The 15,830-nt window shown below is 44.6% G+C and carries 16 protein-coding genes; 7 read left to right on the top strand and 9 right to left on the bottom strand.

Features of this window, described 5'->3' with window-relative positions; genetic code table 11:
- Positions 1-125: 125 nt before the first annotated feature.
- Positions 126-1,004, bottom strand: a complete 879-nt coding sequence (locus tag AAEU32_RS08830) for a dTDP-4-dehydrorhamnose reductase family protein (protein WP_421970166.1) — start codon at positions 1,002-1,004, stop codon at positions 126-128.
- 182 nt (positions 1,005-1,186) lie between these two features.
- Between AAEU32_RS08830 and AAEU32_RS08825 the strand changes: the two genes are divergently transcribed.
- From AAEU32_RS08825 to mrcB, 5 genes are all read left to right on the top strand, one after another.
- Positions 1,187-2,452 (top strand): response regulator, encoded by a 1,266-nt coding sequence (locus tag AAEU32_RS08825; protein WP_421970165.1) that lies wholly within the window; start codon positions 1,187-1,189, stop codon positions 2,450-2,452.
- 165 nt (positions 2,453-2,617) lie between these two features.
- Positions 2,618-2,956, top strand: coding sequence for a P-II family nitrogen regulator (locus AAEU32_RS08820; protein ID WP_421970164.1), 339 nt, complete (start codon positions 2,618-2,620; stop codon positions 2,954-2,956).
- A gap of 11 nt (positions 2,957-2,967) precedes the next feature.
- Positions 2,968-4,197, top strand: a complete 1,230-nt coding sequence (locus tag AAEU32_RS08815) for an ammonium transporter (protein WP_421970163.1) — start codon at positions 2,968-2,970, stop codon at positions 4,195-4,197.
- A gap of 92 nt (positions 4,198-4,289) precedes the next feature.
- On the top strand, positions 4,290-4,448 hold the full coding sequence (locus tag AAEU32_RS08810) for a YqaE/Pmp3 family membrane protein (RefSeq protein ID WP_421970162.1): 159 nt from the start codon (positions 4,290-4,292) through the stop codon (positions 4,446-4,448).
- A 152-nt stretch (positions 4,449-4,600) separates the two neighbouring features.
- On the top strand, positions 4,601-6,904 hold the full coding sequence (gene mrcB, locus AAEU32_RS08805) for a penicillin-binding protein 1B (RefSeq protein WP_421970161.1): 2,304 nt from the start codon (positions 4,601-4,603) through the stop codon (positions 6,902-6,904).
- A gap of 140 nt (positions 6,905-7,044) precedes the next feature.
- Here the strand turns inward: mrcB and hemL are convergent, their stop codons facing one another.
- The 4 genes from hemL to AAEU32_RS08785 form a co-directional block, all read right to left on the bottom strand.
- A complete protein-coding gene (hemL, locus tag AAEU32_RS08800) occupies positions 7,045-8,325 on the bottom strand; it encodes a glutamate-1-semialdehyde 2,1-aminomutase (RefSeq protein WP_421970160.1) in 1,281 nt (426 codons plus the stop codon).
- A gap of 25 nt (positions 8,326-8,350) precedes the next feature.
- Positions 8,351-9,367 (bottom strand): aspartate carbamoyltransferase, encoded by a 1,017-nt coding sequence (locus AAEU32_RS08795; RefSeq protein ID WP_421970159.1) that lies wholly within the window; start codon positions 9,365-9,367, stop codon positions 8,351-8,353.
- A gap of 129 nt (positions 9,368-9,496) precedes the next feature.
- Positions 9,497-9,931, bottom strand: a complete 435-nt coding sequence (locus AAEU32_RS08790) for a CopD family protein (protein WP_421970158.1) — start codon at positions 9,929-9,931, stop codon at positions 9,497-9,499.
- Positions 9,932-9,951: 20 nt separating this feature from the next.
- Positions 9,952-11,634 carry a chloride channel protein gene (locus AAEU32_RS08785; protein WP_421970157.1) on the bottom strand — a complete coding sequence of 561 codons (1,683 nt, stop codon included), beginning with the start codon at positions 11,632-11,634 and terminating at the stop codon, positions 9,952-9,954.
- 369 nt (positions 11,635-12,003) lie between these two features.
- On the opposite strand from AAEU32_RS08785, the gene erpA reads away from it, so the two are divergent.
- The gene (gene erpA / locus AAEU32_RS08780) at positions 12,004-12,342 is read left to right on the top strand and encodes an iron-sulfur cluster insertion protein ErpA (protein ID WP_105255676.1); all 339 of its coding nucleotides are present in this window, start codon (positions 12,004-12,006) and stop codon (positions 12,340-12,342) included.
- Between the two features lie 58 nt (positions 12,343-12,400).
- On the opposite strand, the gene AAEU32_RS08775 is transcribed toward erpA, so the two are convergent.
- Positions 12,401-12,580, bottom strand: coding sequence for a hypothetical protein (locus AAEU32_RS08775; protein ID WP_421970156.1), 180 nt, complete (start codon positions 12,578-12,580; stop codon positions 12,401-12,403).
- Positions 12,581-12,885: 305 nt separating this feature from the next.
- Between AAEU32_RS08775 and AAEU32_RS08770 the strand changes: the two genes are divergently transcribed.
- Complete coding sequence (locus tag AAEU32_RS08770) at positions 12,886-13,119, top strand: helix-turn-helix domain-containing protein (protein WP_347390631.1); 234 nt, start codon at positions 12,886-12,888, stop codon at positions 13,117-13,119.
- A gap of 48 nt (positions 13,120-13,167) precedes the next feature.
- Here the strand turns inward: AAEU32_RS08770 and AAEU32_RS08765 are convergent, their stop codons facing one another.
- Genes AAEU32_RS08765 through AAEU32_RS08755 form a run of 3 tightly spaced genes read right to left on the bottom strand, consistent with a single transcriptional unit; the run spans position 13,168 to position 15,824 of the window.
- The gene (locus AAEU32_RS08765; RefSeq protein WP_421970155.1) at positions 13,168-14,571 is read right to left on the bottom strand and encodes an AmpG family muropeptide MFS transporter; all 1,404 of its coding nucleotides are present in this window, start codon (positions 14,569-14,571) and stop codon (positions 13,168-13,170) included.
- A gap of 54 nt (positions 14,572-14,625) precedes the next feature.
- Positions 14,626-15,255 (bottom strand): peptidylprolyl isomerase, encoded by a 630-nt coding sequence (locus AAEU32_RS08760; RefSeq protein ID WP_421970154.1) that lies wholly within the window; start codon positions 15,253-15,255, stop codon positions 14,626-14,628.
- Positions 15,252-15,824 carry a YajG family lipoprotein gene (locus AAEU32_RS08755; protein WP_421970153.1) on the bottom strand — a complete coding sequence of 191 codons (573 nt, stop codon included), beginning with the start codon at positions 15,822-15,824 and terminating at the stop codon, positions 15,252-15,254. The genes AAEU32_RS08760 and AAEU32_RS08755 overlap by 4 nt, the downstream gene beginning before the upstream one ends.
- Between the last annotated feature and the right edge of the window lie 6 nt (positions 15,825-15,830).

The following is a 15,830-nucleotide window of genomic DNA, read 5'->3' as shown; positions in this document are numbered from 1 at the left end:
GGTTGCAAACATGGTGTTACCTTTTGTTTTACCTGAAGGTTGCTTGTTATTTTAAGTCTTGTACATGCTCAGTTATGGCCAAGCATGTACATGCCATTAAACGAAGCCTGTGCACGAACTACAACTTATTGCGATAAATGGGGCGCCAGAATATCTGCAATGGCGTCTTTAAAATCTGTATTTATCTCAATACCCTGTGTCATGAGCTTAGTATCTTTTAGTTGGCAGTCTTTTGGTCTTGGTGCGGCATTAGGATTAAATGGCGCCCCGCTGAGGGCGTTAGTGTCAATACCCATGATTTCCGCCATGATTTTCGCCATATCAAGCTTGGTCATTTTTTGTTTGGCGCTGACATGGTAGATCCCTCGCATTGATTGGCCGAAATGATTAATGGCCTGATCTATAACTAGTGCAATGTCTTTGGTATCAGTAGGAAACCGCAGGGCATCATCATCAAACTCTGTGACGCCGTGAAGTAATTGCTTGGCAATTACTGTAACCGCAGACTCTCCTAGATGACCGACTTGACCATAAAGCACAGGTATACGCACGATAGCAGCACTAGGGTAGAGGGTTTGCAACAGGCTTTCTGTGCGAGCTTTGGACTCACCGTATAAATTTAAGGGATTAGGGATGGCGGCTTCATCATAAGGCGCAGTGCGGCCATCAAAGACATAATCGGTGCTAATGAAAATGAGTTTGCACTGATATTGTGCACAGCATTTGGCGATACATTCGGTCACAGCGCAATTTAACTCAATGGCTTGTTCGGGGTCATCATCAAACTTGTCTGGATTGCGTTCGGCGGCACTGTGAATAAAGAAGTCTGGACGGTGGGTGTCAAATAGCTCGAATACTTCTTTTTCATTAAGCAAATCAGCTTTAATAATGGGAGGCTGCGCTCTTGAAAAGCCCAAGCCAATGATGTCGTGATGTGTGCCTAGGTTTGCAAAAATTGCACGGCCAAGTAGACCTGTTGCGCCAGACAGCATTATTTTCGCCACAAAAATTATCTCCAATAAACACAATAACAGCAGCCTAGATGCCATCACCCCTAATGTCAAAGCGCTAAGGCGTTAACATGTATGCAATTTTGTGCCTAAAATGTGTCTCTTGTGCCTAAAATGTGTTTAAATTTGTGATGCCGCAAAAAACTAATAATAAATTACCATGTCGGAGTCCTCTTATGGCGCGCGTTCTAATCATTGAAGACAGTAAAGTAGTACAACAAGTATTGCGTCATTTATTGACCCAGCAATTTGCTAAAGCGTTGATAAAAAATGTAGATTTTGCTTGGGATTACCAACAAGCCTCACAACTGTTGCAACAACACACTTACGATTTAGCTTTGGTTGATATGACTCTGCCTGATTGTGATACGGGTGATGCGGTACGACTTACTATTGAGCATCAAGTGGCCAGTGTGGTGTTGACCTCAACCCTTGATGAAGCACAACGCCAGCAAATGTTAGAGTTAGGCGTCATCGATTATGTTGTCAAAGATAACCGTGACTCGTATTTATATGCGGTGCGATTGGTTACGCAATTATTGCGAAATAAAGGGTTAAAGGTGCTTGTTGCTGATGACTCTAAATTAAGTAGGCAAATACTCACTCACCTGTTGGAGCGCCAACTCTATGAAGTGATTGAAGCACCTGATGGTGAACAAGCACTGGCCATTTTACGTCAAGACCCTGAAATCAAACTGTTACTGTGTGACTATGCCATGCCCGTTATGGATGGCTTCGAATTAGTGCGTGCAGTGCGTAATTATCGGGGACGAGACGATTTGGCCATTATTGGTATTTCCGGGGCGGGCAGTCATGGTATGTCTGCCAAGTTTATAAAATATGGTGCGAATGATTTTTTAACTAAACCGTTCGCTAATGAAGAGTTTCATTGTCGTGTGATGCAAACCGTAGAGCAGCTGCATTTATTTGATGAGCTCAAGGCGGCAGCGGAGTTAGATCACCTTACAGGACTATATAATCGCCGCTATTTGCAAGAGCATGGGCAAAAAATGTTCGCTAATGACAACAGCAACTTCACCATTGCACTAATTGATGCAGATGATTTCAAAAAGATTAATGACGACTACGGCCACCTTGCTGGTGACTCAGTATTGCAGCAGTTGGCGGCACGATTACAGCAATACTTTAAAGGACACCTTGTTGCCCGCTTTGGGGGCGAGGAGTTTGCGGTGATGATACGCTGCACAGAAAAGGAATTTGCAGGCCTTACACAACGACTGAGTGATTTTAACGAACAATTAAAGAGCAATCCGATTTTACTCGCTGAGCAACCGTATTCATTATCAGTCAGTATTGGTCTGGCGATGCTTGGGCACAGCTGTTTAGATAATTGCTTGCTTGGTGCAGATCAGGCTCTGTATCGTGCCAAAGCACAGGGGAAAAAGCAGTTGTGGATTGAGCGTATCGATGTTGCGAGTTAGTTGCACACATTTGGTATGTAACAAAAAATTAACGCACCAACATGGTGCGTTTTTTGTTCTGCAAATAAGTTAACCTCATGTTTTATATGTGGAAAATAATGTTGGCACAAAGGTTGGATTTATCACTGGGACATTAATAAATCAGTGTTGCCTGAAGGGGGCCATATGAAAATGATCAGTGCCATCATTAAGCCATTTAAGCTTGATGAAGTGCGTGAAGCTCTTTCTGAGCTGGGAATCGAGGGGATGACAGTTGTTGACGTGAAAGGCTTTGGTCGTCAGCGTGGACACACCGAGCTATATCGTGGCGCGGAATATCAAGTCGATTTCATTCCAAAAATAAAAATCGAAATTGCGACTTTGAGTGAAAACGTCGAGCGTGTGGTTGAGCTTATTACTCGCGTTGCCTCTACTGGCAAAATCGGTGACGGTAAAATCTTTGTTTATGATCTTGAGCAAATCGTGCGTATTCGTACTGGTGAGCTTGACGAAGAAGCGGTTTAAGGGGCGTAGTCATGGAAAATACAGTTGTTGAATTACAGTTTTCACTCAATACGTTCTATTTCTTAATATCTGGCGTATTAGTTATGTGGATGGCGGCAGGTTTTGCCATGTTAGAGGCGGGCCTTGTACGCTCTAAAAACACCACAGAAATCCTTACTAAGAATATCGCGCTTTATGCAATAGCGTGTACCATGTACTTGCTTGTTGGCTACAACATTATGTATGTAGACAATGCAGAGGGCGGCTTTTTGCCAAGCTTCGGTGCGTTAATTGGCAGCCAAGCTAGCGATGCAGACCACGCACTCGAGTCTGACTTTTTCTTCCAAGTAGTGTTTGTTGCAACCGCGATGTCAATTGTCTCAGGCGCTGTTGCTGAGCGCATGAAGCTGTGGGCTTTCCTTGTATTCTGTGTGGTATTAACAGGTCTTCTATACCCAATTGAAGGTTACTGGACATGGGGCGGTGGCTTCTTGTCAGAAATGGGCTTTGTTGATTTTGCTGGCTCAGGCATTGTTCACGGTGCCGGTGCTGCAGCAGCGCTAGCGGGTGTGTTACTGCTTGGTGCGCGTCGCGGTAAATACGGTAAAAATGGCCAAATCTATCCAATTCCAGGCTCAAACCTACCACTTGCGACACTGGGCACATTTATCCTATGGATGGGTTGGTTCGGCTTTAACGGTGGTTCACAACTACTGATCAGTGATGCTGAGAACGCGACAGCGGTAGGTAAAATCATGCTTAACACCAATGCTGCAGCTGCAGCAGGTGCAATCGCAGCACTATTGGTATGTAAAACGTATTGGGGTAAAGCTGACTTAACCATGATCCTAAACGGTGCGCTTGCAGGTCTTGTAGTAATCACTGCAGAACCAGCTTCACCATCACCGCTTCTTGCTGTGCTACTTGGTGCAATCGGTGGTATCGCTGTAGTGTTTAGTATCGTTGCCCTAGATAAAGCGCGTATCGATGACCCTGTTGGTGCCATTTCAGTACACGGTGTGTGTGGCGCAATTGGTCTGATGTTAGTGCCGCTATCAAATAGCGATGCAAACTACCTAACTCAATTTATCGGCCTAGTATGTATCTTTGGTTTCATCTTCGTCACATCATTCATTGTATGGGCGATTCTTAAGAAAACCATGGGTATTCGTGTGGGCGAAGAAGAAGAGCTATCTGGTATGGACCAACACGATTGCGGTATTGATGCATACCCAGAGTTTGTGTCGGTACGCTCAAACTAACAATACCGAGTAATTAAATTAACGGCGAGCTTTTCACTCGCCGTTTTTTGTGTCTATAATCTAGCAGAAGTCCCCTTAAGAGGTTCAAAATAATGAATAAACTACTGTTAATTATCCTTTCAATTTTTCTACCACCTGTTGCGGTTTTCTTAAAAGCGGGTGCAGGCAAAGACCTTATCATAAACATTATTCTATGTTTCTTGTTCTTTGTTCCAGCAATGATTCATGCGCTGTGGATCACAACAAGATAGGCTAATAAGCGCCACCTAAGTCAGTATCAGTTAAGTTAGTTCTACTTAACATTACCCTGCACCCTGTCTTGGTGTACTCAAGAGCGATTAATTTTGCTCTTGAGTATGCTAAGCTTCCAAAAATTTCTATTTAGCCACGCATTAGCAACCTTATGGCGCCTAAAAAAACACCTGTTAAGAAACGCAAAAATCCTAAGAAGAAAAATAACAGCTCTTCGTCTCATTCTCCGATGCAACGTGTCTTTAAACGCACATTGTCTGTTTTGTTCAAAGCTGCGTTAGTTAGCGTGATAAGTGTCACCTTGTACATGATTTATCTTGATGCCAAAGTGACGCGTCAGTTTGAAGGGAATAAATGGCAGCTACCGGCTCAGGTGTATGCCCGTGCTATGACATTTTATCCCGGGCAGTATTTGTCTATGGATGAGGTCGAGTGGGAATTAAAGCGCCTCAACTACACCCAAGTAACAAAGCTCACGCATACGGGTCAATACGAGCAAAGTGCGACACGTTTGCGCATATACCGTCGCGCGTTTGAATTTGCAGATACACAGGAACAAGCGCATATCATAGAGCTACGCTTTAGTGGTGATAAGCTCGCGACGGTTAAAAATAATATCGGTCAACGCATGGACAATGCGCGTCTTGAACCAGTACAAATAGCTCGTATTGGTAACGATGAGACTCAAGACCGTGAGTTTGTATCGCTTGATAAATTCCCTGACTTACTTAAACAGACGCTGTTGGTTGTTGAAGACAGAAACTTTTATGACCACCATGGCGTTTCAGTGATGTCTATCGCGCGTGCTTTGTATGCGAACATTCGTGCAGGTCGCACGGTGCAAGGTGGTAGTACCTTGACGCAGCAGTTGGCGAAAAACTTTTACCTTACCCGCGAGCGCTCTTTGGTACGTAAAATAAACGAGGCGCTCATCGCTCTGATCCTCGATTATCGTTATTCAAAAGATGCAATTTTAGAAGCGTATCTCAATGAAGTGTACCTTGGTCAATCATACACTAAGGGTGTGCACGGTATGGGGTTAGCGGCGGAGTTTTACTTCTCCAAGCCCATTGATGAATTAGAGTTTGACCAAATAGCCTTGTTAGTTGCTTTGGTAAAAGGCCCATCTTATTACAACCCGCGCCGCTACGAGGAGCGAGCCATGGAGCGCCGCGACTTGGTGTTGAGGCTGATGGTGGAAAATGGCCTAATCACACCGCCTGAATTTCGTGTTGCCCTAAAGCGTCCATTGGATATTGCGCCGATGAGTCGTGATATTGATAAAACCTACCCGGGTTATCTGGAGTTAGTCAATCGCCAACTTAAAGAGTTGGTGCCGGATAAAGAAACCCTTGATGCGGGCGTTCGTGTATTCACCTACCTAGATTTGCAAAAGCAAGAAGCGATGGAAGAGTCTATTGCTAACTCATTGCCTTATTTAGAAAAACGTCCAGATACTGAGCAGCTTGAGGCCGCCATGGTGTCGGTTAATCGTCACATGGGTGGGGTGTCTGCGCTGGTGGCTGGGCGTGATATGCGTTATTCCGGTTTTAACCGTGTACTTGATACTAAGCGTAACATTGGTTCGTTAGTGAAACCTGCCGTTTATCTCAGTGCTTTGCAGCTAAAGCAATACAGCCTTGGCACCTTGCTGAGTGATACGCCATTGGCGGTAAAAGATGAACAGGGTGAAGTCTGGCGTCCAGACAACTTTGACCATCAGTTCCGTGGTGATATGCCTCTATATCAAGCTTTCAGTAACAGTATCAACATTCCAGCTGTAAATCTTGGATTAGATATTGGTGTAGACAAGGTCGCCAATACGCTAGAGGGGCTAGGGGTAGAGGGGGATATTAATCAATACCCATCACTGCTACTTGGTGCATTGGAATTGTCGAGTTATGAAGTCGCACAAATGTACACGACACTCGCCAATGACGGAGCCTACACACGCTTAACGAGTATTTCAGCGCTCACGGATAACAGCGGAAAAATCCTCTATCAGCACCAGCCTCAATGGCAGCAACGCTTCCCTGAAGATGCGATGTACATGACGAAGTATGGTATGAAGCGAGTGACTAAAGACGGTACGGGTAAACGCTTGAATAAGCACTTTCCAACCATCCAACTTGCGGGTAAAACAGGGACCAGTAACAATTTACGTGATAGCTGGTATGGTGGTTTTGACCAAAATACAGTGACGGTGGCATGGGTCGGGCGTGATGATAACCAAAGTACCGGCCTTACCGGTGCTGTGGGGGCCTTAGAGCTGTATATTCGTTATTTGCGTCAACTTAATCCGCAGTCAATTGCTGACGAGCGACCTGATGGCATTCGCTGGGCATTTATAAATGAATTAACTGGCCTGCAAGCGCCACCAGGGTGTGGCAAAGTTATTCAGCTACCTATTCGCGCCAGCGAGTTTAATGCTCGTCCAAGTTGCGTACGCTACTAATACCAATCAACTTAAATAGCACATCATTTATCCAGTGCTATATATGATCACATACTTATGCTGATTGGTATAAGACGATGGGTATAACGTTAAGACACAAAAAAACCGCCATTTTGGCGGTTTTTTCATCAAGCCATTATTTATAGCTTTGCAAATGCACGTTGTGCGGCTGCGATTGTTTGTGCAATTGCTTCATCATCATGTGCTGCACATACAAAGCCCGCTTCAAACGCAGAAGGCGCTAAATACACACCCTCTTCAAGCATGAGATGGAAGAAACGCTTGAAGCGTTCTAAATCACATTCAGTTGCTTGTTTGTAGCTTGTTACGGTATCAGCGTCTGTGAAGAAGAAACCGTACATACCACCTGCGTAGTTGGTTGTAAGTGGGATACCTGCTTCGTCAGCCGCTGCTTGGAAGCCTTCACAAATCGCTTTACTCTTAGCTTCAAGCTCATCATGCAGACCTTCTTGGCTCAGTAGCTCAAGCGCTTTAAGGCCAGCTGCCATAGCAATAGGGTTGCCAGAGAGTGTACCAGCTTGGTATACCGGACCGACTGGAGCAACGTAATCCATAATCTCTTTTTTACCGCCAAAAGCGCCCACAGGCATACCGCCACCGATGACTTTACCTAAACAGGTCAAATCTGGCGTGATGTTGTAGTACGCTTGAGCGCCACCTAGCGCAACGCGGAAACCTGTCATCACTTCATCGAAAATCAATACACTGTTGTACTTATCACAAATCTCACGAAGTCCTTCAAGGAAGCCTGCAACCGGTGGGATACAGTTCATGTTACCTGCAACTGGCTCGATGATGATACAGGCGATTTCCTCTGGGTACTTTTCAAATACCGCTTTAACTTCGTCAAGGTTGTTAAACGACACTGTGAGTGTGTGCTTGGCGAAATCTTCAGGGATCCCTGGTGAATTAGGAACACCTAATGTGAGAGCACCTGAACCTGCTTTTACAAGTAATGAGTCAGCATGGCCGTGGTAACAGCCTTCGAACTTCAGGATTTTATCTCGGCCAGTGTATCCACGAGCAAGGCGAATCGCACTCATAGTGGCTTCGGTGCCTGAATTCACCATGCGCACAGATTCAATAGAAGGAACGAGTTCCTTCACTTTTTCTGCCATATCAATTTCAGCTTCGGTTGGCGCGCCATAACTTAAACCGCGCTCAACAGCTTCGTGTACTGCTTGTTTAATTGCTGGATGATTGTGGCCTAAAATCATTGGGCCCCAAGAACCAACATAATCGATGTATTTTTTGCCATCCGCGTCAAAAGTATACGGACCTTCTGCGTGCGTAATGAATAAAGGTGTACCACCGACACCATTAAAAGCACGTACTGGAGAGTTCACGCCACCTGGGATAGAGGCTTGGGCGCGGGCAAATAAATCTTGGCTTTTACTCATTTTGCTTCCTATTTGAGTTGGCAAATTAATCTTCACGTTTACGGCTGAACCATGGCACCGTGGTTTCGTACTTGTCTACTTGGTTTTCTACACCCAAAGTTAACGCGAACAATGCCATGCGGATCAACACCCCGTTTTGTACTTGACGGAAGATTGCTAAGTTATCGTTACTGTTCAGATCATTGTCTAATTCGTTAGCTTCGCTGCGGCTATCGCGCGGCAATGGGTGCATCAATACAGAGCTAGGTTTGCAGTGCGCGTTATAAATGGCTTGGCTAATACGGAATCCACCGCGATATTTATTGGCTTCTTCTTGGCTTGGGAAGCGCTCTTCTTGGATGCGTGTTTGATAAACAATATCTGCAGCCAAATTACCTTCCATTTTATCAACCAGCTCAATCGTGTGGCCGGCATTGCTCACTGTATCAAGAATGCTTTGCGGCATCTGCAAGCCATCAGGGGCAACCATAGTGAAACGAATGTCTTTGTAATGGCACAATAGCTTGGACAACGAGTGCACCGTGCGGCCGTATTTAAGATCGCCCACTAAGGCGATGTGCATCCCATCGACGCCACGCTCAAAACGACCCAATTCACGGTCAATGGTCAGCAAATCTAATAGTGCTTGGGTAGGGTGCTCGTTTGGACCGTCACCACCATTGAGAACCGGCACATCACAGCCGGTTGCAAACTCGGCGACAGAGCCCGCGTCTGGGTGGCGCATAGCAACTGCATCGGCGTACGCAGAGATAACGCGCGCAGTATCGTACAATGACTCGCCTTTGGCTAACGCTGAACTTTGCATACCCGTAGTCTCTCGCACTAGACCACCTAACAAGTTGAAAGCAGTACCAAAGCTGACTCGTGTACGGGTACTTGGCTCAAAAAACAGGTTGGCAAGAATCGCCCCCTCGAGCACTTTAGTACGTTTTTGTTTTTTGGCATAAGGTTCCATCCGTTTTGCCACTGCAAAAATATGCTCGATACTATCTCTATCGAGTTGATTTACAGAGAGAATGTGTTCACCTTGAAAGCGTAGCATGGAGGTAGTCCCAAACGTTGAAGTAAATAATAAAATCCAGTGTTGAGCCTTGAGTCATATCGTTACGACCGAAGGCTCAAAAACAACACTGCGTTTGGGTGCGCACTATAGCAGATTTTGCAGGGTTTTTTATAGCGCTGGTTTCAATACTGCCAAAAAGATAATGGCCAACAGAATCAGCACCGGAAACTCATTGAATATGCGATAGAAGCGGTCCGAGCGGGTGTTGCGATCGTGTTTGAAATCTGCCAGTAATTTAAAGCAATAGCCATGGTAAATATACAAAATAATGACCAGTACTAATTTGTAATGTAACCACATACTGGCTCGGAACCACTCACGGCCATATTCAACGATGGTTAATACCCCAAATACTGCCGTTAAAATGGCAAAAGGGGTAACAAAGAACAATAACCTGCGTTCCATGACTTTTAACATCGCGCTGCATGACTTTTCCTCAGTCAGTGCGTGATACACAAATAAGCGCGGCAGGTAAAAGATACCGGCAAACCAAGCGACCATGAAGAACATATGCAACGCTTTGTATATTAGTACTAATGTCATAGGGATTATCCTTATTATTTTTATAACAGCGCATTACGAATAGTGAGGATATGATGGATCTGATCCCAGCGTAAAATACCGACAATTTCTTTAGGGTCATGTAAGTCGTAGACATACACAGCACCGCTGCGCTTATCTTTGAGTACGTCAAACGCATGAGATAGGGTTGATTGCGAGCTTACGCCATCCAGTTCTACATAACGAATAGCGACATTTTCTTCAGACATCAACGTTAAGTCATACTCAGCCAATCGATAGCCATTTTCATCGTCATAGACGATAAGGGGTGTTTGCCCATCTAAATGATCCAAAGACTCCTTTATTAACTCTTTATCATCCGAATAGAGTAGTTTGAAGTGCTCATTCATCTCCGCCATGATGCCGACTTTTTGTAACGCTTCTTTCGCTGGAGAGACTTGATATCCTAAGTTTTGGAAATCAAGTTGTTGTAAGAATATCGAGCGATTGCCAAACACTTGCAAGGCGGTGACATAGGCTGTGACGATAACCAGCATTGCTGGAACAATAATTTGTGGGCTTGATGTGAGTTCCATTACCGCAGTGAGAGCAGCTAAAGGCGCATGCAAAGTGGCAGCGAGTAGGCCGGCCATCCCCAATACGCCATAGGTGCCTGCTACGTCAGTGCCAGGAGCAACCATGTGGGCGAAAAATGACATCAAGGTCCCCATTACTACGCCCAACCCGATCACCGGGCCAATAATTCCGCCGGGGATACCCAAGCCAATAGCAAACAGAGTTGCCAGTAACTTGGCTACGAAGATAGTCAGTAATAGCTCGACATTATCAGGAGATTGCACAGCAATGGTGATAGCACTCATACCAGAGCCCATTGCTTGTGGTACCAAATAGCCAATACCACCTGCTATGAGACCCGCAATGAGTAGGCGCGGCAGCATGGTAAGTGGTTTGAATGTACGGATAATCAACATCAGGTTTTTATTAAACGCATAGGCTACAGCGCCCAAAGTCATGCCGCATATGACTAGATATGGATAATGCCAAAAACTCAAAGGGGTGACACTGATCAGTGCTAATTCTAAATCAGCACCAAATACAAATTGGGTGGCAAGAGCACCTGTGACCGCTGCCAGCATAATCGGCACAAAAATATGCACCTTGTATTCACGGATCACCACCTCCATCACGAAGATCACCGCCGCAAGTGGCGTGTTGAACGATGCGGCTATTCCGGCGGCAACACCGCAACCACTCAATGTACGCATGGCGTTGTAAGGAAGGTGTAGTTGATTAGCTAATATACTGGCACCGGTGGCTCCCATATGCACTGATGGGCCTTCTCGTCCGACTGAAAAGCCACTTATGAGGGCAATTGCACCACCGACGAACTGGTTAATGGTGTTATATAAAGGCATTTGCCCATAATGGATTTTCATCCGATGGATTACAAATGGGATCCCTAATCGGTAATGTTTGAAGCCAGTTAAAAATGCGAAAAAGGCAATAGCAAGCGCAGCACCTATGGGAAGCAAAAAGCGCTGTAGCTCAGAGAGCGTCGTGAAGTCATCGAAATCTTCAAGAAAGAGGTTCTGAGCCAAGACAATAGTTAGGCGAAATAGAATAATTAAACCCGCGGCAATGAGCCCGGCGGCAATCCCTAGTAAGCATAACTGTATTGATGTTTTTGGCTGAGCAAGGCGTCGTCTCAGCGCCCCTAACTGCATGCATTTACCCTTGTATATGTGTGTAATAACGATTCGGTATATAGTCTATCAAAGCTTACTTCATAAATCCTTGTTTCGCATAAGAGTTTATTGAGAATGTGTCTGCTTGGGAAACGGCAACTTTAAAGCTGATAAAAATATAACCAAATGTTGTTTATTCTTTAGAGCGTATTGAACTTTGCTGTTTGTTTTTACGCCAATTATTCCGGTGGCAACGCAGAGCTTGCACCTCCTCGCATTGAAGCCTTTATTTTAAACAAAATAGTTACCTTAACGTTCAACACGACCCAGTCGCATACAGTCAATACTTGATTAAGTTAGTCGGGTATTAGATAATTTGCGCCACAGTAGGTAGTGAGAGTATTCAGAATGTCCGAGCAAGTTCCAATTAAATTTAGTGATGCTGCAGCCGCGCGAGTTAAGCAATTGATCGAAGAGGAAGAAAATCCTTCTCTTATGCTGCGTGTGTATGTCACCGGTGGCGGCTGTTCGGGTTTTCAGTATGGCTTTACGTTTGCTGAAGAAGCCAACCCAGGGGATATGCAAATTGTGAAAAATGGCGTCACCCTAGTCGTTGACCCAATGAGTTTACAATACTTGGTTGATGGTGAAGTTGACTACACAGAAGGTCTTGAAGGCTCGCGTTTCTTCGTTAACAACCCAAATGCCACAACAACCTGTGGCTGTGGTGCAAGCTTTAGCGTGTAACACTGCTCATTCTAAATTGAAAAAGCCGCAAATGATGCGGCTTTTTTTGTATCTAAGGTCAAAAGTCGGTGTTGGTGACATAAGCCATCAAGGTTAAAAAACCGAGTACGAAAGCGCTAAACACGCAGATGTAAATGAATCCTTTTTTGCCTTGCTTTAAAGGCACATTGTTGGCGTTGAGGAACATCCACCACCCGAGACACAAAACTACTGGAAGCAAAAACAGTAAACGAATCATTATTTAACCAAATACCGTGTTTTCTTTTCATATTAGCTTATAAGTAACTGCTCCCAAAGAAAAAATAAACTATCGATTTTCTAATAAAAATTAATTAGTATCGATTCAAAGCGGTCATCGTATTTTGTTACAGAATTAGGGGCGATTTTTTTCGCGCCGAAATTAGGTAAACTTTTGTACATACGCTATACCTAAAATGGGACATGTGCTTTAATAGCGTGGCAAGTGAGACGGGCAAAACTCACTTGCTTATGTTTCGAACATAAAATGTAAAACAATCAATTCATCTAGTAGGAGATGTAATTATGATGGGTAAAACCGTTTCTTCCGAGGAGAATGGAAGACTAACCAAGTGGCTAAAAGATAAACGCCATGAAAAGGGTCACACAATGCGTAGTTTGGCGCAAGTATTGGGCACGCCACACTCATTTATCGGTAAAATCGAAAACCAAGAGCGTCGTTTGGATGTGATTGAGTTCATTCGTTACTGTGAAGCCCTTGAGGTAGACCCATATGAAGGTCTTGCTTTATTGAAATAAAGCATCGCACCCCAGAGCCCAGGACGGGCTCTAGGCCCCACTTACTTATCACACTTCCTTTTGCTTACTGTGAAACTGCTGCTCCAGCTGATATAAACGTCCTCTAATTAAATACAAAAATACCAGAGATGGAATGACCATTAGGGCGGTTAATATAAAGAACATTGACCAGTCGCCGTGAAGCCAATCATCAACAATGACACCACTGTAGCCCGAGAGTAAAGTACGACCTAAGTTGCCCAAAGATGCCAGTAATGCGTAGTGGGTGGCGCTGAAGGCTCTATCACATAACATCGAGATAAATGCCACCATGGCCACGAGCGACCACGCTTGAGTAAAGCCATCGAGAATGATGGCCATTGCGTAAAGTCTCAAGTCTGGGCCAACAACCGCAATCCAAGAGAACATAAGATTTGATGCCGCCATGGCAACACCACTGATAAATAATCCTTTGACGATACCAAAACGGCTATTAAACAGGCTGCCTAAAAAGGCGAATATTATGGTGAGCACTGCGGTTCCAAGCTTGGAAAATGTCGCAATGTCGGTATTGCTAAAGCCTACTTCTTTGTAAAAGACGATAGACATACGCGCTAAGAAAGCTTCCCCAATTTTAAATAAAAAGATAAAAGCTAACAGTGCTAACGCTGTTTTCACACCATTGCGAGCGAAGAAGCTGCGCAGTGGCTCAATGACCGTTACTCCCAGCCAAGCAAGTACTTTGCTGAGCGCTTTTGGCATGCTGCCCTCAGCATGGTTAAGCTTTTGTTGGTACTGCTTCTCTAGCTCAGCGTGGATATTTTCGCGATTAGATTCAGGCTCTTTGGCAAACAACACATACACAATTAACAGCACCACAATCAGTGCTAATGCTAGATAAACATCTGGCCAGTCGATACCGGGAAGATCAGCGGCAAAAAATGGTAAAGCGCCAAGTAGCGCATAACCTGTCCACCAACCGCAGGTAGCCATAGCCGCAGCGGCAGAGGTCTTCTCGCTTTCATTTTCGGCTAAGACATCAATACGGTAAGCATCAATGGCAATGTCTTGGGTGGCAGAGGCTAGCGCGATTACAAAAGCCAAAGAAGCGATGATAATGAGGCTTTGCTCAGTAATAGAGATAAATGACATGCATGCGGTGGCTATAAGCACCACAACGAGACAGCAAAAAATCCAGCTGCGGCGTTGCCCCAGCCATCTAGTGAGTAATGGGATTTGCACCCTATCTACTATAGGAGACCATAGGAAGTTGATGGAATAGGCACCAAAGACCATACCGAATAAGCCGATCATCGAACGACTTAACCCTTCGTCCTTGAGCCAAGCGCTCATGACAGAACCAATCAATACCCATGGAAAACCGCTGGCGATACCAAATACAAACACAGTAAGTAAGCGGCGGTCGATAAAGTATCTAAAAAAATCAGACACTGAAGTGTGTGAATGGCTCATGTATGTTCTTTTTATTATTTGAAAGCAAAGGGCGACTGATGTCGCCCATATCAATTAAAACGTTTCGGCTTCTAATACCTTGATATCAAAAATTATCACGGCTTGTTTAGGTACATAAGAATAGCCAATTTTTTCTTGGTAATCTGTTTCAACTTGCATGATTTTGTCGAGTGTATCGAACCCCTCAACGACAGAGCCAAACACAGCGAATCCCCAGTCACTCCCTGGGTTCAAATGGTCATTGTTGTCCATATTGAAGAAGAACTGGCGCGTTGCTGAATGTGGCTTGCGGTCCTGATATGCCATGGCAATAGTGTACATGTCATTTTTTAAACCACTGCCACTTTCATTGAAAATAGGATCATTCTCATACAGACCGTCATAGTCCTTGTCGTAACCACCACCTTGGATAACAAAATCGCGGTCGTTTTCTTCGTCACGCTCTACGCGGTGAAAAACAGAGCCTTTGTAGCTACCATCTTTAACGTAGGTTAAAAAGTTATTCACTGTCATAGGGGCGCGTGATCTATCGAGCTCAACCACAATTTTACCTAGGCTAGTCGCGAACTCTACGCGTGGAAATAAGTTACCTTTTTGCACAAACTCGCCGGGTACAGCCGCGTGTGCAAGCGGTGTTAATAGAATAAATAAAGACACTAAAAGTGCGTAAATACGAGTGCTCATGACGCTCCTTTTTGCATGTAATTGTTAAGTTCAGGGTCGCTCATAATACGCGTTACGAGCTGTTCAATGAGTTTGTTGAGTTGGGCTTCTACTTTCGCTTGGTCATAACCGAAAGGGCCTCGAAATTGGCTTTGACCATTATACATTTTGCTAAACTGGCTGCCGTTACGATTAACAAAAACTTGCAATGCGATTTGCGCTTCACTGACATGATCTATGGTGTTCTGTGTCACTGTCGCGTTGAGGGAATGGATTGACACTTGAAGTTGCGATGTTGCCAATGCACTTACCTGAGCACCATTGACTTTTAGGGCTTGTTCAAACACCTTGAACATTTTTGAGTCTAAACCCTGTGTTGGCATTAAAAAGCGCTCATCACCGTGCGCTACTGAAATCGTTGCTGATTTAGCGCGTTGGTCAATGATATTTAAGCTTACAGATTGATTGAATTGCGTGTATTGGCCACTTTGATACTTAGGGTCGAGTATCGCCTGAGTAGTGCGATTGGCGCAGCCACTGACAAATAACACAACAACAAGAAGGCTCCAGATTGGCAAACGTATAAACATAATTGT

This window comes from Pseudoalteromonas maris, from assembly GCF_049257235.1.
In the GTDB taxonomy this organism is placed as follows: Bacteria; Pseudomonadota; Gammaproteobacteria; order Enterobacterales; family Alteromonadaceae; genus Pseudoalteromonas.
This window is presented reverse-complemented; position numbering and strand designations above follow the sequence as displayed.

Excerpts from the sequence above, each read along its gene's own strand:
- AAEU32_RS08810 (WP_421970162.1), top strand. The coding sequence starts at position 4,290 with ATGAATAAACTACTGTTAATTATCCTTTCAATTTTTCTACCACCTGTT.
- hemL (WP_421970160.1), bottom strand. The coding sequence starts at position 8,325 with ATGAGTAAAAGCCAAGATTTATTTGCCCGCGCCCAAGCCTCTATCCCA.
- AAEU32_RS08790 (WP_421970158.1), bottom strand. The coding sequence starts at position 9,931 with ATGACATTAGTACTAATATACAAAGCGTTGCATATGTTCTTCATGGTC.
- AAEU32_RS08770 (WP_347390631.1), top strand. The coding sequence starts at position 12,886 with ATGATGGGTAAAACCGTTTCTTCCGAGGAGAATGGAAGACTAACCAAG.
- mrcB (WP_421970161.1), top strand. The coding sequence starts at position 4,601 with ATGGCGCCTAAAAAAACACCTGTTAAGAAACGCAAAAATCCTAAGAAG.
- AAEU32_RS08755 (WP_421970153.1), bottom strand. The coding sequence starts at position 15,824 with ATGTTTATACGTTTGCCAATCTGGAGCCTTCTTGTTGTTGTGTTATTT.
- AAEU32_RS08785 (WP_421970157.1), bottom strand. The coding sequence starts at position 11,634 with ATGCAGTTAGGGGCGCTGAGACGACGCCTTGCTCAGCCAAAAACATCA.
- erpA (WP_105255676.1), top strand. The coding sequence starts at position 12,004 with ATGTCCGAGCAAGTTCCAATTAAATTTAGTGATGCTGCAGCCGCGCGA.
- AAEU32_RS08765 (WP_421970155.1), bottom strand. The coding sequence starts at position 14,571 with ATGAGCCATTCACACACTTCAGTGTCTGATTTTTTTAGATACTTTATC.
- AAEU32_RS08775 (WP_421970156.1), bottom strand. The coding sequence starts at position 12,580 with ATGATTCGTTTACTGTTTTTGCTTCCAGTAGTTTTGTGTCTCGGGTGG.
- AAEU32_RS08795 (WP_421970159.1), bottom strand. The coding sequence starts at position 9,367 with ATGCTACGCTTTCAAGGTGAACACATTCTCTCTGTAAATCAACTCGAT.
- AAEU32_RS08820 (WP_421970164.1), top strand. The coding sequence starts at position 2,618 with ATGAAAATGATCAGTGCCATCATTAAGCCATTTAAGCTTGATGAAGTG.
- AAEU32_RS08815 (WP_421970163.1), top strand. The coding sequence starts at position 2,968 with ATGGAAAATACAGTTGTTGAATTACAGTTTTCACTCAATACGTTCTAT.
- AAEU32_RS08825 (WP_421970165.1), top strand. The coding sequence starts at position 1,187 with ATGGCGCGCGTTCTAATCATTGAAGACAGTAAAGTAGTACAACAAGTA.
- AAEU32_RS08760 (WP_421970154.1), bottom strand. The coding sequence starts at position 15,255 with ATGAGCACTCGTATTTACGCACTTTTAGTGTCTTTATTTATTCTATTA.